Raw genomic sequence first — 16,610 nt, forward strand, 5'->3', positions numbered from 1 at the left:
TAACAAAACTCTAAGCAACATCTTGCTTTAAAAACTGCACTTCGTATAAGTTTCTATAATAGCCATTTTCTTTTTGAAGTAGCTCATTATGCGTGCCTTGTTCTACAATTTCGCCAGCATCCATAACAATAATTTTATCGGCCTTTTTAATGGTTGCCAAACGATGTGCGATAACAATTGAGGTTCTACCCTTTGTGATTTTATCGGTAGCATTTTGAATAAGTTGCTCCGAATAAGAATCGACTGACGACGTGGCTTCATCTAAAACCAAAATACTTGGGTTTGTAACATAAGCACGTAAAAATGAAATAAGTTGACGTTGACCAGATGAAAGCATCACACCACGTTCCTTCACATTGTAATGATAGCCGTTTGGAAGACTCATAATAAAATCGTGAATACCAATAGCTTTTGCAGATTCTATAACTTCGGCTTCTGTTATTTCTGGATTATTAAGTGTAATATTATTAAGAATAGTATCGGCAAACAAAAAAACATCTTGTAAAACTACCGCTATTTGACTTCTTAAAGATTGTAAAGTAACATCCTTTATATTGACATCATCAACAGCAATAATACCTTCTTTAATTTCGTAAAAACGATTCAATAAATTAATAATGGTCGATTTCCCTGCTCCAGTTGCACCAACGATAGCAACGGTTTCTCCCGCTTTTACATCAAAAGAAATACCTTTTAGTACGGCTTCATCTTCAACATAATTAAAAAACACGGTATCAAACTTAATATTGCCTTTAAAATTTTCTGCTATATGTGTGCCATGGTCGTCTATTTGTGATGTGGTATCTAACACTTTAAATACACGGTTTGCTGCGACCATACCCATTTGTAAAGTATTGAATTTATCTGCAATTTGACGCAAGGGTCTAAACAACATCGGGATAAACATGATGAAAGCAATTAAATCGCCTTGTGAAACATCGGTACCTTTTAAAACCACGTGTAAACCACCATACCAAGCCACTAGTCCTGTAGCGATAGATGCTGACAAATCGGGCAATGGAAAGAAAATGGAGTTATACCAAACGGTTTTTAACCACCCCTTTTTATGGCGTTCGTTAATGGCTTTAAATTTTCTTAACTCGGTATCTTCTCGAGTAAAAAGTTGTAAAATCTTCATTCCTGTTAAGCGTTCTTGCACAAAGGAATTTAAATTAGACACCTCGGTACGCACTTCTTCAAAAGCCTTTTTCATTACTTTTTGAAAAATTCGAGTGGCGTATATTAACAAAGGAAGCATAATAAAAACCATGAGGCTTAATTTCGCATTAATATATACCATTACGGCAAAAACAACAATCATGGTAAGTAAATCTTTAACAATCATGAATAATCCTTGTCCGAAAATATCTGCAATTCGTTCCATATCAGTCACCGCTCGAGTAATGAGGACACCTACGGAAGAACTATCGTAATACTTCATTTTAAAACTCAGTAAATGATTGAATAGTTTAGTACGCACATCTTTTACTAAATTTTGCCCCAACCAAGCTGCATAATAAATAAAGCCAAGTTGAAACACGGTTTGAAGTATGAGTACTACAAACATAATAATCACGTAAAACAGGAAATCGTCAACCTTATTAACAGCAATACTATTATCAATGGCATATTTAGTTAAATAAGGCGTTGCCGCACTAAAGGCCGCCAACAACACCACCATAACTAGTAAGCTTATAAAAACGAAATTATACGGTTTTATATATGTAAACAACCTTTTAAAAAGGGTGATATCAAAAATATTTTCTTTCGGTTTGCTCATTTATATTATTATATCTTGAGGATATTCTACGTTTATTAAATATAAGCCATGTGCAGGAACTGAAAAGCCAGCTTCGCTCCTATTTTTAGACTTAATAATATGATGTAATTGGTCTACGGGAATTTTCCCTAAACCAATATTTATTATGGTGCCAACAATGGCGCGGACCATGTTTCGCAAAAAACGGTCGGCCTTAATGGTGAACTGAAGTTCGTTTTCAACAAGCTGCCAATCGGCTTTCATTATAGTACATAAAAAAGTTTTTACTTCTGTTTTACTTTTTGAAAAACATTGAAAATCGTTGTATTCAAATAGAATTTTAGCAGCTGCTTTCATTTTATCCACATCCAAACTATGTTTTACGTAATAAGCGCTCTCGTTATTAAAAACATCTTTTTGTAACGAAACTCGATACAAATAAGTACGGCTTATGGCATGAAAACGCGCATGTACATCATCTTTCACTTGAAAAATAGCTTGCACGGCGACATCTTTTGGTAAAAACGAATTGAGCTTAAACACAAAATTCGGATCATTTAAAGTAGCCTCAAAATCAAAATGAGCAAACATTTGTTTAGCATGCACACCAGTATCTGTACGACCTGCCCCCATTATTGAAATAGGTGTTCTGAGCAAAGTAGACAATGCTTTTTCTAAAACTTCTTGAACAGAAATAGCATCGGGCTGAATTTGCCACCCGTGATAGGCACTACCATTATAAGAGAGTTCTATAAAATATCGCAATTTGTTTTAATACTTTTGTTGAAACAACAAATATAGCTAGTTTTGCCGTGCTTGCGAAAGCCCTAATCTTAATTATATATTAAAAGATTTTAATGACCAAAATATTACTCCTTTCAGACACCCATAGTTATATAGACGATGCCATTTTAAAACATGTAAAACAAGCCGATGAAGTATGGCATGCTGGTGATATTGGCGACTTAAAAGTAACCGACGCCATAAAAAAACTAAAACCTTTACGAGGGGTATATGGCAATATTGATGATGCTAAAGCCCGAGGTGAATTTCCTGAACACAATCGTTTTATGTGCGAAGATGTGGATGTTTGGATTACCCATATTGGTGGTTATCCTCCAAAATATAATATTAGAGTCGTTGAAGAAATCAAGAAAAACCCACCACGTATTTTTATTTCAGGACATTCTCATATACTTAAAGTTATGCCCGATAAGAAGCTAAATCTTATTCATATGAATCCTGGTGCTGTAGGAAAACATGGCTTTCATAAGGTTCGAACCATGCTGCGCTTCACTATTGAAGGAAAAAAGATAGATAATTTAGAAGTTATTGAATTTCCAGACAGACACCCGAAAGTTTAATTCCAAAAATAAAAAAACTCCGAAAGTTTTCACTTCGGAGTTTTACGCACTAATAGTACTAAGATGTTAGGTTTATCGTAATCGATCAACAGATTTTACAAGTTCTTCATCCTTCTTGATGGCCTTATTGGCAAATGCCAACAACACGATAGAAACAAGAGGGAGAAGCATCCCAATACCTTTCTCAGAAACCGCCGTCTCTCCAGATACATTTAGCGATTGATACACGAAAAATCCTAGTAAAATAAAGTTTAATATGATATTAAGTCGCCCCAAAACAAATTGAAGCTTCCGGTTTTTAAACATAAAAATAGAAATCAAAGATAATAAAGCCGAACCTAAAAACAAGCCGATATATAATATATTATCCATAGCAAAAACAGTAACACCCGCATTTGTTATCCATACAGGAACCACAAAAGTTAAGCCTGCAGAAACCCCTGCGGCTAATAATAAATAAACTGTTTGAATGCGTTGTAACATAACTTTTTCTAAATAACTAGATCGCAAAAATAACAGTTCTTTTAAAAAAATACGTTAAAAAATTAAAATAAAGTTGTATAATTGCAGTATTAATTCTCAACAACCGCAAAAACAGGTTGTTATTCTTCCGAATAAAAATTCATTTTTTTCAAAAGACTCAAGATTTATATTCAATATATAAAATTCAATAAACATCGATGTTTGAAATTTCACAATTAAAAGAAAAAAAACTCACTGACTTACAGGAGATTGCTAAAAAACTAAACGTTCCGAAGTACCGCTCTCTAAAGAAATTAGATTTAGTTTACCAAATATTAGATACGCAAGCTGCCGACCCTAAAGCTGTTGATGCTGTGGTAGAACCAGCCAAACCAGCAGAAAGCGCCGCTGCAGATAAACCGAAACCAAGAAAACCGAGACAGCGCGTTCAAAAACCTGCTCCAAATACACCTAATAAACCTGCGAATACACCAGTACAAGCCGAAGCTCCTATTGAAGCTAAGCCTGTTGAGGAAGTTAAAGCAGAAGCTCCAAAGGCACAAAAAGCACCGCAAGCTGACAAAAAGGTAGAAACTAAAACGGAAAATACCCCGAAGCCGAAACCTAGACCACGTCCGCAAAACGATAGAAAAAACGATAACCAACCAAGGCCTCAACAAAAAAGAGAGCAAAATAATAAACAAAACAAAAACCAGAAAAATGGGAATACCCATGCTGGTAATAACGGTAATAAAGATAGTAGAAATCGCTATCGTGAGCCAGATTTTGAATTTGATGCTATTATTGAAAGTGAAGGTGTTTTAGACATTATGCAAGACGGTTACGGTTTTTTACGCTCGTCTGATTATAATTATTTATCCTCTCCCGATGATATATATGTATCACAATCTCAAATTCGATTATTCGGATTAAAAGTTGGAGATACCGTATTGGGACATGTACGTCCACCTAAAGAAGGCGAAAAATATTTCCCTTTGATAAAAGTGAGTAAAATTAATGGTCAAGACCCTAATGTGGTTAGAGACCGTGTATCTTTCGAACACTTAACACCATTATTTCCTCAGGAAAAATTCAATTTAGCTGGTCGTCAAAGTACGATTTCTACTCGAATTATGGATTTATTTGCACCTATCGGAAAAGGGCAACGTGGTATGATTGTATCACAGCCAAAAACAGGTAAAACCATGTTGTTAAAGGATGTTGCGAATGCTATTGCTGCAAACCATCCAGAAGTTTATCAAATGATTTTATTAATTGATGAACGCCCTGAAGAGGTTACCGATATGCAACGTAATGTACGCGGCGAAGTAATTGCTTCCACTTTTGATAAAGAAGCTCACGAGCACGTAAAAATTGCCAATATCGTTCTCGAAAAAGCAAAACGCTTAGTAGAATGCGGCCACGATGTTGTCATTCTTTTAGACTCTATCACACGTTTAGCACGTGCTTACAATAGTGTACAACCCGCTTCAGGTAAAATACTAAGTGGTGGTGTAGATGCTAACGCCTTGCACAAACCAAAACGTTTCTTTGGAGCAGCTCGTAACATAGAAAATGGCGGTTCGCTTACCATTATAGCTACAGCACTTACCGAAACAGGATCTAAAATGGACGAAGTAATTTTCGAAGAATTTAAAGGAACCGGTAATATGGAGCTACAATTAGATAGAAAAATATCGAATCGTAGAATTTTCCCTGCTATCGATTTAACCTCATCAAGCACACGTCGCGACGATATTTTACTCGACGCCAACACCATACAACGTATGTGGGTAATGCGTAAATACCTTGCAGATATGAACCCCGTAGAAGCCATGGAATTTATAAACGAACGTTTCAAACAAACCAGAAACAACGAAGAATTCCTGATTTCCATGAATGGATAAAATTTAAACACCAATAATTATAGAAGCCTTAATGTAAAAGTTAAGGCTTTTTTTTATGCCTATTTGGGCGTTACCCAAGGGTCGCGCTTTACGTTACTAGTTTTGGCTCGATGCGCGCCTCGCCAAAAGCTAACCACTACAATCGCTAACGCAGACTTAGATAGATAAAAGCCCTAAAACCAAATCTAATTCACACCATAAATCCCACTATAAACACATTGAAAACCACTCCTATAAAGTCGCTAACTCCATCGCTATCAAGACTGAAAAACTGATTTTTTTGCCGTTCATAATTTAACGCTAACACTTAACAGGTTATATTTCATGTTTTGTCGAAAACAAAAATGATTTAAGTTAAAATAAGAAAATACTTGCTATTTTTGATATGCTATTAAGCTATTAATTAACTTTAAAATCTGAAAACGATGAAGAACACAAAACAAAAATTTGTAAATATGATCAGTGCTCTTGCGATTGTATTTGCTTTAACTTTCTCAACTAACATGAATGCTACTACAGCAGTTAGTTCTGTAGAAGCTCCAACAACTGTTGCACTTGCTTCAACACACTTTACTTCTGTTGCATTAACAGGTAACTGGTATGACATTATATTCAGTTGGGTAAAATGTAAAATCTGTGGTGCTAAAAACTGTAAAATTAAGCACAACACAAGTAACTGTAAAAAATGTCACAGACCTCACAAAGGAAACTGTAATGGCGGTGGAGGTTCTACTCCTTCTGTACCATTAGATGGTGGACTTGGTTTCTTAATGCTAGGAGCTGCTGCTTTTGGAGTTAAAAAATTACGTGGAGACAAGAAAGCAAAATCTTAATATATTTTAAGAGATTATTTCATAACAAAAAGGCTTTTCTTCGGAAAAGCCTTTTTGCATTTTACTAAATAGCTTCTTTTAATAAAAGTTTATGAATACTACAATACCATGTCCTCGCTTATAAAAACGACATCCTTACTTCATTACAGATTATTGCAATACTTGAAATTTTACTTCTTAATTACAACCTATAGAAGATTAACAAACTACTATTCCTACATATCTAACACCCAACCTAATACTTCACAGGCATTATCTCTTGTTTTATCGAAAATTGAAATAATTTGATTTATTAAGCTAAAAAACTTAGTATTTTTGACCTGCTTTTATACTATAAATTAATTTAAAAAAAAATTAAAAATTATGATTACAAAAACAAAAATGGTTAACGGTATCAGTGCACTTGCTATTGTATTTGCTTTAGGTTTCTCAACTAATGCAAACGCTGTAGGAGGAGGAGGCTACGACAGACCTTCAAAACCAAAAAATTGCGGAAAATGCCACAAACACAGCCACTACGGAAAATGTAAGCCTGGTAATGGTGGAGGAGATCCAACTCCTACTCCATCTGTACCATTAGACGGAGGTCTTGGTTTCTTAGTTCTAGGAGCTGCTGCTTTTGGAGTTAAAAAATTACGTGGAAACAAGAAAGCATAATCTTAATTTACTTTAAGAGATTATATCAAAAAAGGTTTTTCTTCGGAAAAGCCTTTTTTTCATTTTATAAAATTAAAGGTGTATAGTTTAATTAATTTTTTTTTAAAAAGGAACACCACCAACCATCAACCTTATTTGTTCATCATAAATTGAGTCAAACATCTAATAGATGTTAAACTATATTTTATCGAAAAATAAACTATTAGCAGTTTAAATACTTAAATAGTGCTTATTTTTGATAATTAGAAATAATAACAAATCTGTTAAAATTAGTACATCCCCTTTTTAATTAACCCTACTTAAAAAATATGATAGATCTTAAATCTTTAAAAAAAGATATCCCACGGCCCATAAGACTCTTTCTAGGAAAGGCTTTTTTGATTTTTGTGATATGGAAAGTTGTTTACTCTGGTTTTATGTATGATTCTCAGTACTTGGATCACCCGTTAACAACACATGTTGCCGAGGCTTCTGCTGCTCTGTTAAATAACTTAGGAGATATGAGTGGCTTTACTACGAAAAGAGAGAACACTAGTTTTATTTTCGAAGGCGGAAAAACCATTCACGAAATATCGGCTATTTATCATAATGATATCATATCCTTAAATATTGCTAATGCTTGTAATGGCCTTGAAATTTTTGTGCTTTATATGGGGTTTATTATCTGTATGCCTTCATCCTTCTGGAGAAAAACAAAATATATCGTTTTAGGTATTCTATTACTCGATGCCATTAATATTTTAAGATGTGTGGGCCTTATTTATTTAATTGAATATTTCGAAATATATTTCGAATTTGCTCACCATTACCTATTCAAGGCTATTGTATATACGGCCACATTAATCATTTGGGGATATTTCGCCCGTAAAATTCAATTAAAAAATGACGCTGTATAAATCTGATAAAGTCCGATTCATTGTTGGACTTCTTTTAATTATCGTAATTTACACTTGGTACTACATCTATTTTGCCGAGAACAAGAACACCGTAAATATTCCTTCAAAGGTTAAACACATCATTACGTTTGCTACCACTGTTGCTGTATACTTTGTAGGTACTTTTCACTTAGGAAAACTAAAAGACACCTGGATGTCTTCCTTGTGGCACTTTGTACACGTCTCTGGCTTATTTATTATAGGTGTTATGGGATTATACGATTGGTTCATACATGATATATCCTTAAATGCTCGCCATTTTGCTGGAGGCATTCAAGAAATGCTTATTTCTCCTGTTTTATATTTTGCAATGGGTTTACTAAATAAAACATTCAACAAACAAGAACAACCAAAAACATAAAAATTTCGAAATACATTCTTTTTAATATTTAAAGAATTCAAAAATAGCACCTAGGTTTTTGAAAACTACATTCGATACTAACTAAAAAAAGCCTTGACATATATATGTCAAGGCTTTTTTCTTATGATAATAAGAGTTAACTATTAAATGAACTAGTATCTCATCAATAAATCTTTATACTCTCTTAAATCGGCTATATTACCTTTGTTGTTTAAGTTTTTAGTTAGCGCGATTAAATATTTTAAACTTTCAACTGGTGTGTCTAAATCGTTCTCTCCTGCCTCTTGTTCTTCATCTAAAGGTTCATCATCAAGAATAGGAATTAGAAACGTGCTATTCGCTTCTAAATGCTCATAAGCTAATCTAAGCACCTTTACTACTAGCGGTATTTTTTCATCTAACGCATAAGTTCTTAATTCCTTAATATCGTCGACTAACGTATCTTTATTAATACCTGTTTTATCCAGGTTCTCAAGAATTTTATCGACTAATTTATTTGCTTTTTGATTTTCCAACGGAGATAATATTATATGGTTATTAACTTATTCTAAATGCAAATTTAGATTTTTAAATTACTTTTCACACTATAAGAGCGTTAAAAAAATTCAAAAAAAAAGCTTCTCATTTCTGAGAAGCTTTTGATATCATAAAACTTTAAATCAATATTAAAGTGCAGCAACAAATTTTGCTAAACCTGATTTAAGGTTGGCCGCTTTGTTAGCGTGAATAACGTTTTTCTTAGCTAATCTATCTAACATAGATACTACTGAAGGAAATAATGTTTCAGCTTCTTGTTTATCAGTTGACTCACGTAATTTCTTGATAGCATTACGAGTTGTCTTATGCTGATATTTGTTAGTTAAACGCTTTGCTTCGTTACTTCTAATTCTTTTTAATGCTGACTTATGATTTGCCATTTTGTTTCTTTCTTATTTTTTTAATTGTAGCCCGTAGGGGAATCGAACCCCTCTTACATGGATGAAAACCATGCGTCCTAGCCGATAGACGAACGGGCCATTATTTTTTCAGAGTGCAAATATAAAAACTTTATTTTTAACTTGCAAATCTTTTTTTTTATTTCTTCAAATAACGAACAACGTTTCCGTTGCGGGTGCAAATATACAACTTACTTTAAATGTCGCAAGCACTTTTTAAAGTTTTTTTTATTTTTTTTTAATTAATATGCTTTTGCAAATAGTACACGCCCTTCCGATGGTTTCCCTGAATAAACACAAACGCCCGCTTCCTTATTCATTTCCAATGGAATACACCTAATCGTTGCTTTTGTGATCTCTTTTATCTTATCTTCAGTCTCTGCTGTACCATCCCAATGCGCTGAAATAAATCCTGTTTTATTTTCTAAAATATTTTTAAATTCTTCAAAAGAATCTACTTCTGTGATGTGAGAATCTCTAAAATCTAAAGCTTTTTTAAATAATCCGTCTTGAATTTCTTTTAATAAACCTTCAATAATGGTTGTTAAATCGCTTAAAGGAACCACTTCTTTTGTTAAAGTATCTCTTCTGGCAATTTCAACAGTGCCATTTGCGAGGTCTCTTGCCCCTATCGCGACACGTAAAGGAACTCCTTGCAATTCATGTTGTGCGAATTTTGCGCCTGGTCTGTGCGTGGTTCTATTATCAAACTTAACCGTTACATGTTTACCACGTAAATCGCTCATTATAGTATTTGCTACTTCGGTTATCGCATTTAAATCTTCATCTGTCTTATATATAGGAACAATAACAACTTGGTTTGGAGCCAGACTTGGAGGTAAAACCAATCCTAGATCATCACTATGTGTCATAATTAAAGCCCCCATTAATCGGGTTGACACCCCCCATGAGGTGGCCCAAACATAATCTTGCTTACCTTCTTTATTAGCAAACTTAACATCGAAAGCTTTAGCGAAATTCTGACCTAAAAAGTGAGATGTCCCTGCTTGTAATGCTTTTCCGTCTTGCATTAATGCTTCAATACAATACGTTTCATCAGCGCCAGCAAAACGTTCGCTTTCGGTTTTTAAACCTTGAACAACGGGTATAGCCATAAACTCTTCGGCAAATGTAGCGTATACGTTATTCATTAAAGCTGCTTCTGTTAGAGCTTCTGCTTTCGTTTCGTGAGCGGTATGCCCTTCTTGCCATAAAAATTCCGCAGTACGTAAAAATAAACGCGTACGCATTTCCCAACGCACCACATTGGCCCATTGGTTTATTAATAATGGTAAATCGCGGTACGATTGTACCCAACCACGAAAGGTATTCCATATAATAGCTTCGGAAGTTGGCCTAACTATAAGCTCTTCTTCTAACTTTGCTTCTGGATCTACACGTAACTTTCCTGGTCTATCAGGATCGTTCTGCAATCTATAATGTGTTACAATAGCACACTCTTTAGCGAAACCTTCTGCATTTTTTTCTTCAGCTTCAAATAAACTTTTCGGTACAAAAAGTGGGAAATACGCGTTTTGATGCCCTGTTTCTTTAAACATTTTATCTAATTGCGCTTGCATTTTTTCCCATATAGCATAACCATATGGCTTAATTACCATGCATCCTCTAACGGCTGAATTTTCTGCTAAGTCGGCCTTAACAACAAGTTCATTATACCATTTAGAATAATCTTCTGCTCTACTTGTAAGTTTTTTGCTCATATCGGTGGTTTGGCACAAAAATTGTGATTATGTTAAATATAAAAATAGTTCAGCAAAACTAACTATTTTTGCAATGTCCAACAATAAAATTATACAGATATGCGATTAAATAGCTACTTAAAACAAAAAATGCCCAACATAGCCTTACTAGGTTTACTGTTAGGCTTGTCATCTTGTGGCTCATATCAATACGTAGGTGTTGACAATGATGGTATTTATGGCGAACAAACGATAACTATTGATAATAATCGTGGAGACAACGTTATTATATCTTCAGATAATGCCAATAGCACATATTATGAAAACTATTTCAAAAATGGATCTTTAGCAACAGAACAAATTATTGCTAATAGCGAAATTTTCACAGATATAGATAGTTACGAAAGTGATAATTATTCTGAAGACGATATCATTACAACAGATAATACATACCAAGGTTATGCAGGTTGGGGACAGGACACCCAAAGTGTAACTATTAATTATATAGACAACGGTTGGAATAACTACGGATGGAATTCATGGGGATACAACAGTTGGGAATGGAACCGATATAACAATTGGGGATGGAATAGTTTTAATAACTGGGGCTATTATAACCCATACCACTATGGTGGATATAACAATATTTTTTACGGAGGCTACAACCGCTACGGTTATTACAACAACTGGGGGTATAACAGGTACTACGGAAACGGAGGCTATTACGGAAATTACTATAACAGAAACAATGTAGCCTACAACGCTAGTAGAAGAAATAGTTACAACAGTGTAAACAGTCGTAGAAATGCAGCACCAACTACAAGTACAAATCGTACGAGCAGCGCGACTTCTCGTGGAACAGCTTCAAAATACAACACCACTACTAGACGTAGCTCAACATCGGCCTCTACTGTTAACGGAAGTACAGTAAGCAGAAGCACTTCTAGCAGATCGACAACAAGCCCAACCACAAGTACAGCTAGAAGAACGACTTACACAACTAGAACTCCTTCTACAAATTCAACAACGAGATCAACGTCAACATCAACACGCCGTACTAGTACAACAGCAAAACCATCTACTTACTCTAGAAGTTCGTCGCCAACATATAATAGATCATCTTCTACTTATACGCCAAGCAGTAGTTCATCTAGTAGCAGCTCAGTTTCTAGATCATCAAGCAGTTCTAGTAGTTCGTCTGCTTCAAGATCATCAAGCAGCAGCAGAAGTTCTGGTTCAAGTTCATCTAGTGGCGGAAGACGTCGTTAATCTATTCTAAAAAAGAAAAAATAATATTATTTATGAAAAAGTTAAATCTACTAGCCATAGGGTTACTTTCTATGTCTAATCTATTCGCCCAAGATATTAGCGATGCCTTACGATATTCTCAAGATGAAATTCAAGGAACCGCTCGCTTTAGAGCTTTAAGCGGTGCTTTTGGGGCCTTAGGTGGCGACATGAGTGCGGTAAGTATAAACCCTGCAGGTTCGGCAGTATTTAGCCAAAGCCATATTTCCTTTTCTTTATCTAGTGAAGATAAAAACAATACTACAGATTACTTTGGTAACACTGAAAAAACAAACGACTCACAGTTCGATTTAAATCAATTTGGTGCTGCTTTTGTCTTCGGAAATAACAACAGAAATTCACCTTGGAGAAAGTTTACCTTAGCAATAGCTTATGATAAAACAAAAAACCATAATAACAGTTGGTATGCGGAAGGTTTAAATACAAATGATGATGGAAATTTCAGTAATTCCATAGCAAGTTATTTTTACGATTATGCAGATGGCAAAAGATTAGATCAAATTTCAGCATTTCCAGACGAATCAATAAGAGAAGCCTATTCTGACATTGGAAGCATCTACGGATTTGCACACCAACAAGCTTTTTTAGGATATGAATCTTATATTTTAGATGCTGTTGACGAATCTGATGATGGTAACACATTATATAACGCCAATGTAAACTCAGGCAATTTTACGCATCGCTACAGTTATTTAGCAACAGGCTACAATGGTAAAATAACATTTAATTTCGCCACCCAATACGAAGATAAATTATATCTAGGTATTAATTTGAATTCCCATTTTATAGATTATCAACGAGAAACATTATTACTTGAAAACAACACTAACGGAGGCGTAGTTACATCTATTGATTTTGGCAATACCCTAGCAACAACAGGTCGAGGTTTTTCTTTACAACTTGGTGCTATTTATAAAATAACATCGCAATTAAGACTTGGTTTAGCATACGACTCTCCTACTTGGTACACTATTGAAGAAGAAACAACTCAAAGATTAAATACAGACAAGTTATATGACGAAAATGTAGATCCTATAAACCCACAAATTGTTAACATTTATCCAGAATACAAACTGCAAACACCTGCAAAATACACCGGAAGTTTAGCTTATATTATTGGAACACGCGGTTTAATTAGTTTCGATTACTCTAATAAAAACTACGGAAACACAACCTTTAAACCAGAAGCCGATTATACAGATTTAAATAATGGTATAGACAATGTACTTACTTCTGCTTCAACTTATAGATTAGGTGGCGAGTATAAAGTAAAACAAATTAGCTTTAGAGGTGGTTACCGCTTTGAAGAAAGCCCTTATACCGATGGCGTAACCGTGGGCGATTTAAACGGGTTTTCACTTGGTTTAGGTTACAATTTTGGCAACACAAAACTAGATCTTACTTTCGATCAAGCCAAACGTTCATACCAAACACCACTTTATAATGTAGGTTTGTTAGACACTGTCGATATCGATCAAGTAAACTCAAATATAACGTTATCGCTTAATTTTAATATTTAAGCACTTACACTCTATAAAACATAAAAAAACTTGAATATTAAACCATTCAAGTTTTTTTTTTGTGACCAACTGTAATATTTCTCATTTAAAACAGACCAAAACACTTATAACAATTGTTTGTTAAGATAAAACATAACAAAACGGAATTACTTATCTTTGCAGACTTAAAATTAAGATTTTTCCGCAATGAAAATGGATAACACTATAGAAGAATACGATGCTTTAGGCGAAGACCACATTGGAACCTCATCGAACACACCGCTGAGAAATGATGCCTTTAAACTTTCTGATTCAGAAAAAATTGACATTATTAAAGATGATGTGCGCCATATCATGGAAACTTTAGGTTTAGATTTAACCGATGATAGTTTAAAAGGCACTCCAAATCGTGTAGCAAAAATGTTTGTAAACGAAATTTTTGGTGGTTTAGATCCTAAGAAAAAACCAAAAGCGTCTACATTCGACAATAAATATAAATATGGCGAAATGCTTGTTGAAAAAAACATTACGGTATATTCAACTTGCGAACACCACCTTTTACCAATCGTGGGTCGCGCCCATATTGCCTACATTTCTAACGGTACCGTTGTTGGTTTATCTAAAATGAATCGTGTTGTAGATTATTTCGCAAAACGCCCACAAGTACAAGAACGTTTAACCATTCAAGTTGTTAAAGAACTTCAAGAAGTATTAAACACTCAAGATGTTGCTTGTGTAATTGATGCCAAACATTTATGCGTAAATTCAAGAGGTATTCGCGATATTGAAAGCAGTACCGTAACCTCAGAATTTGGTGGAAAATTTAAAGAAGAAGCGACGCGTAGAGAGTTTCTAGATTATATTAAATTAGACACGAAGTTTTAAGTAAACATGATACGTTACGTTTTTTATTTAGATAAAAAGCTACAGACTATATATAATTACAGTCTTGTTTCAAATTTAAACCTTCAGAAAAACGAATCGTAAACAGCTTAAATCAACAAATTAACAACAATCGTATTTCAAACTAATACCAGCAACACATGCAACTTTTCGAGCATAATCCTATAAAAGTGTACAATTCCCTTTCGGGAAAAAAAGAAACCTTCACGCCTATTGAAACAGGTTATGTTGGCATGTATGTTTGTGGACCAACGGTTTACAGCAATGTACATTTAGGAAATGTTAGAACCTTTATGTCTTTCGATATGGTGTTTCGTTATTTGAAGCATTTAGGCTACAAAGTACGGTATGTTAGAAATATTACCGATGCCGGACATCTAGAAAATGATGCCGATGCTGGTGAAGATAAAATCACAAAAAAAGCTCGTTTAGAGCAAATAGAACCTATGGAAGTAGTACAACGCTACACTGTAGATTTTCATAATATACTAAACACTTTTAACTTTTTACCGCCAAGTATAGAACCTACCGCAACCGGACACATTATTGAGCAAATAGAATTGATTTCTACCATTATTGAAAATGGATTTGCTTATGAAGTTAACGGATCAGTATATTTCGATGTTCATAAATTTAATGAATCTCATGAATACGGCATATTAAGTAAACGTAAGTTAGAAGATTTAATACACAACACCCGCGAGCTCGAAGGACAAAGCGATAAGAAAAACCCGCAAGATTTTGCCCTTTGGAAAAAAGCTGAACCGCAGCATATTATGCGTTGGCCTTCACCTTGGAGCGATGGTTTTCCTGGATGGCACCTCGAATGTACAGCGATGAGTACTAAATATTTAGGCGAACAATTTGATATTCATGGTGGTGGAATGGATTTGAAATTCCCACATCACGAATGTGAAATTGCACAAAATGAAGCGGCCAAAGGTAAGTCTCCCGTAAATTATTGGATGCACGCCAATATGTTGGAATTAAACGGGCAACGCATGTCTAAATCTACAGGAAACACCGTAAATCCTGATGAATTACTATCAGGAAATAACAAGTTTTTTAGTAAAGCATACGCACCAAGTGTTATTCGCTTTTTTATTGCACAATCGTCTTACCGAAGTGTTTTAGATTTAACCGATGCCGGTTTATTAGCTAGTGAAAAAGGTTTTTATCGCTTAATGGATGCTGTTAATATTTTAGATGATTTAAAAGCGTCTGAAACCTCAACCATAGACATCAACGCATGGAAAACATCTTGTTATGATGCCATGAACGACGACTTTAACTCTCCAATTTTAATTGCCAATTTATTTGAAGCCGTTAAATATATTAATCAAATAAAAGAAGGTACTGCAACACTTTCTTCGGAAGATTTAAGCACGTTAAAAGACACCATAAATAGTTTTGTTTTTGATGTTTTAGGACTTCAAAACACAGCAAAAAATGACTCTGGAACCGATAAATTATCAGCAGCCGTTAGTGTTTTAATAAAATTAAGACAAGATGCTAGAGCGAATAAAGATTTCGCCCTTTCTGATAAAATTCGTGACGAATTAGCTGTTGTCGGTATTCAACTTAAAGATGGCAAAGACGGCACAACTTTTAGCGTGTCGTAAACATAAATCTTCGTAAGCGCGAGGACATTCAAGCAACTTATGAAACAAATTTTCATAGCGCCCTTTCTATTCATAATCAAGGTATATCAAAAATTGATATCGCCATTAACCCCTGCAACCTGTAGGTTTCATCCCACCTGCTCACACTACACAAAAGAAGCCTTAGAAAAACACGGCCTACTCAAAGGCGGTTGGTTAGCTATAAAACGTATTTTTAGTTGTCATCCCTGGGGTGGTTCTGGCTATGATCCCGTTCCTGATAAAGATTAATGTCACAATTCTTTTATTTACCAAAAAAACCTATTCCTCTTTTTTAACTTAAAATAAATTGACACAAATAACCGTCTAACTATTTGACAGTTAGA

General features: G+C 34.6%; 17 protein-coding genes and 1 tRNA gene. 11 read left to right on the forward strand and 7 right to left on the reverse strand.

What is annotated here, in order from left to right; translation table 11 throughout:
- Nucleotides 1–10: 10 nt before the first annotated feature.
- A complete protein-coding gene (locus tag QWY92_RS09570) occupies nucleotides 11–1,780 on the reverse strand; it encodes an ABC transporter ATP-binding protein (protein WP_290268276.1) in 1,770 nt (589 codons plus the stop codon).
- Nucleotides 1,781–2,524, reverse strand: coding sequence for a tRNA pseudouridine(38-40) synthase TruA (gene truA / locus QWY92_RS09575; RefSeq protein ID WP_290268278.1), 744 nt, complete (start codon nucleotides 2,522–2,524; stop codon nucleotides 1,781–1,783). It abuts the gene before it with no gap.
- 92 nt (nucleotides 2,525–2,616) lie between these two features.
- Between truA and QWY92_RS09580 the strand changes: the two genes are divergently transcribed.
- Nucleotides 2,617–3,123: a metallophosphoesterase family protein gene (locus QWY92_RS09580; RefSeq protein ID WP_290268280.1), complete on the forward strand. Its 507-nt coding sequence runs from the start codon at nucleotides 2,617–2,619 to the stop codon at nucleotides 3,121–3,123.
- 72 nt (nucleotides 3,124–3,195) lie between these two features.
- On the opposite strand, the gene QWY92_RS09585 is transcribed toward QWY92_RS09580, so the two are convergent.
- A complete protein-coding gene (locus tag QWY92_RS09585) occupies nucleotides 3,196–3,606 on the reverse strand; it encodes a DUF4293 domain-containing protein (protein ID WP_290270680.1) in 411 nt (136 codons plus the stop codon).
- Nucleotides 3,607–3,803: 197 nt separating this feature from the next.
- On the opposite strand from QWY92_RS09585, the gene rho reads away from it, so the two are divergent.
- The 5 genes from rho (at nucleotide 3,804) to QWY92_RS09610 (ending at nucleotide 8,278) form a co-directional block, all read left to right on the forward strand.
- Nucleotides 3,804–5,492, forward strand: coding sequence for a transcription termination factor Rho (gene rho / locus QWY92_RS09590; RefSeq protein WP_290270682.1), 1,689 nt, complete (start codon nucleotides 3,804–3,806; stop codon nucleotides 5,490–5,492).
- Nucleotides 5,493–5,947: 455 nt separating this feature from the next.
- Nucleotides 5,948–6,325: a PID-CTERM protein-sorting domain-containing protein gene (locus QWY92_RS09595; protein ID WP_290270684.1), complete on the forward strand. Its 378-nt coding sequence runs from the start codon at nucleotides 5,948–5,950 to the stop codon at nucleotides 6,323–6,325.
- A 363-nt stretch (nucleotides 6,326–6,688) separates the two neighbouring features.
- Entirely contained in the window at nucleotides 6,689–6,982 is a 294-nt protein-coding gene (locus tag QWY92_RS09600; protein WP_290270686.1) for a PID-CTERM protein-sorting domain-containing protein, read from the forward strand.
- A 308-nt stretch (nucleotides 6,983–7,290) separates the two neighbouring features.
- Nucleotides 7,291–7,878: an exosortase/archaeosortase family protein gene (locus QWY92_RS09605; RefSeq protein WP_290270688.1), complete on the forward strand. Its 588-nt coding sequence runs from the start codon at nucleotides 7,291–7,293 to the stop codon at nucleotides 7,876–7,878.
- Complete coding sequence (locus QWY92_RS09610) at nucleotides 7,865–8,278, forward strand: hypothetical protein (protein WP_290270690.1); 414 nt, start codon at nucleotides 7,865–7,867, stop codon at nucleotides 8,276–8,278. Before QWY92_RS09605 ends, QWY92_RS09610 begins: the two co-directional genes overlap by 14 nt.
- Before the next feature lie 152 nt (nucleotides 8,279–8,430).
- Here the strand turns inward: QWY92_RS09610 and QWY92_RS09615 are convergent, their stop codons facing one another.
- The 4 genes from QWY92_RS09615 to proS all read right to left on the reverse strand — a co-directional run bounded on the left by QWY92_RS09615 (nucleotide 8,431) and on the right by proS (nucleotide 10,934).
- Nucleotides 8,431–8,793 (reverse strand): hypothetical protein, encoded by a 363-nt coding sequence (locus QWY92_RS09615; protein ID WP_290270692.1) that lies wholly within the window; start codon nucleotides 8,791–8,793, stop codon nucleotides 8,431–8,433.
- Between the two features lie 150 nt (nucleotides 8,794–8,943).
- The gene (gene rpsT / locus QWY92_RS09620; RefSeq protein ID WP_290270694.1) at nucleotides 8,944–9,195 is read right to left on the reverse strand and encodes a 30S ribosomal protein S20; all 252 of its coding nucleotides are present in this window, start codon (nucleotides 9,193–9,195) and stop codon (nucleotides 8,944–8,946) included.
- A gap of 27 nt (nucleotides 9,196–9,222) precedes the next feature.
- A tRNA-Glu gene (locus QWY92_RS09625) sits at nucleotides 9,223–9,294 on the reverse strand.
- A gap of 161 nt (nucleotides 9,295–9,455) precedes the next feature.
- The gene (proS, locus tag QWY92_RS09630; RefSeq protein ID WP_290270696.1) at nucleotides 9,456–10,934 is read right to left on the reverse strand and encodes a proline--tRNA ligase; all 1,479 of its coding nucleotides are present in this window, start codon (nucleotides 10,932–10,934) and stop codon (nucleotides 9,456–9,458) included.
- Between the two features lie 129 nt (nucleotides 10,935–11,063).
- Between proS and QWY92_RS09635 the strand changes: the two genes are divergently transcribed.
- The 5 genes from QWY92_RS09635 to yidD all read left to right on the forward strand — a co-directional run bounded on the left by QWY92_RS09635 (nucleotide 11,064) and on the right by yidD (nucleotide 16,515).
- Entirely contained in the window at nucleotides 11,064–12,182 is a 1,119-nt protein-coding gene (locus tag QWY92_RS09635; RefSeq protein ID WP_290270698.1) for a hypothetical protein, read from the forward strand.
- A gap of 32 nt (nucleotides 12,183–12,214) precedes the next feature.
- Entirely contained in the window at nucleotides 12,215–13,741 is a 1,527-nt protein-coding gene (locus QWY92_RS09640; RefSeq protein ID WP_290270700.1) for an OmpP1/FadL family transporter, read from the forward strand.
- A 186-nt stretch (nucleotides 13,742–13,927) separates the two neighbouring features.
- On the forward strand, nucleotides 13,928–14,605 hold the full coding sequence (folE, locus tag QWY92_RS09645; RefSeq protein ID WP_290270702.1) for a GTP cyclohydrolase I FolE: 678 nt from the start codon (nucleotides 13,928–13,930) through the stop codon (nucleotides 14,603–14,605).
- A 158-nt stretch (nucleotides 14,606–14,763) separates the two neighbouring features.
- Complete coding sequence (gene cysS, locus QWY92_RS09650) at nucleotides 14,764–16,245, forward strand: cysteine--tRNA ligase (protein WP_290270704.1); 1,482 nt, start codon at nucleotides 14,764–14,766, stop codon at nucleotides 16,243–16,245.
- 39 nt (nucleotides 16,246–16,284) lie between these two features.
- Entirely contained in the window at nucleotides 16,285–16,515 is a 231-nt protein-coding gene (yidD, locus tag QWY92_RS09655) for a membrane protein insertion efficiency factor YidD (protein WP_290270706.1), read from the forward strand.
- Nucleotides 16,516–16,610: the final 95 nt, after the last annotated feature.

The organism is Algibacter miyuki (assembly GCF_030409805.1).
GTDB lineage: Bacteria > Bacteroidota > Bacteroidia > Flavobacteriales > Flavobacteriaceae > Algibacter > Algibacter miyuki.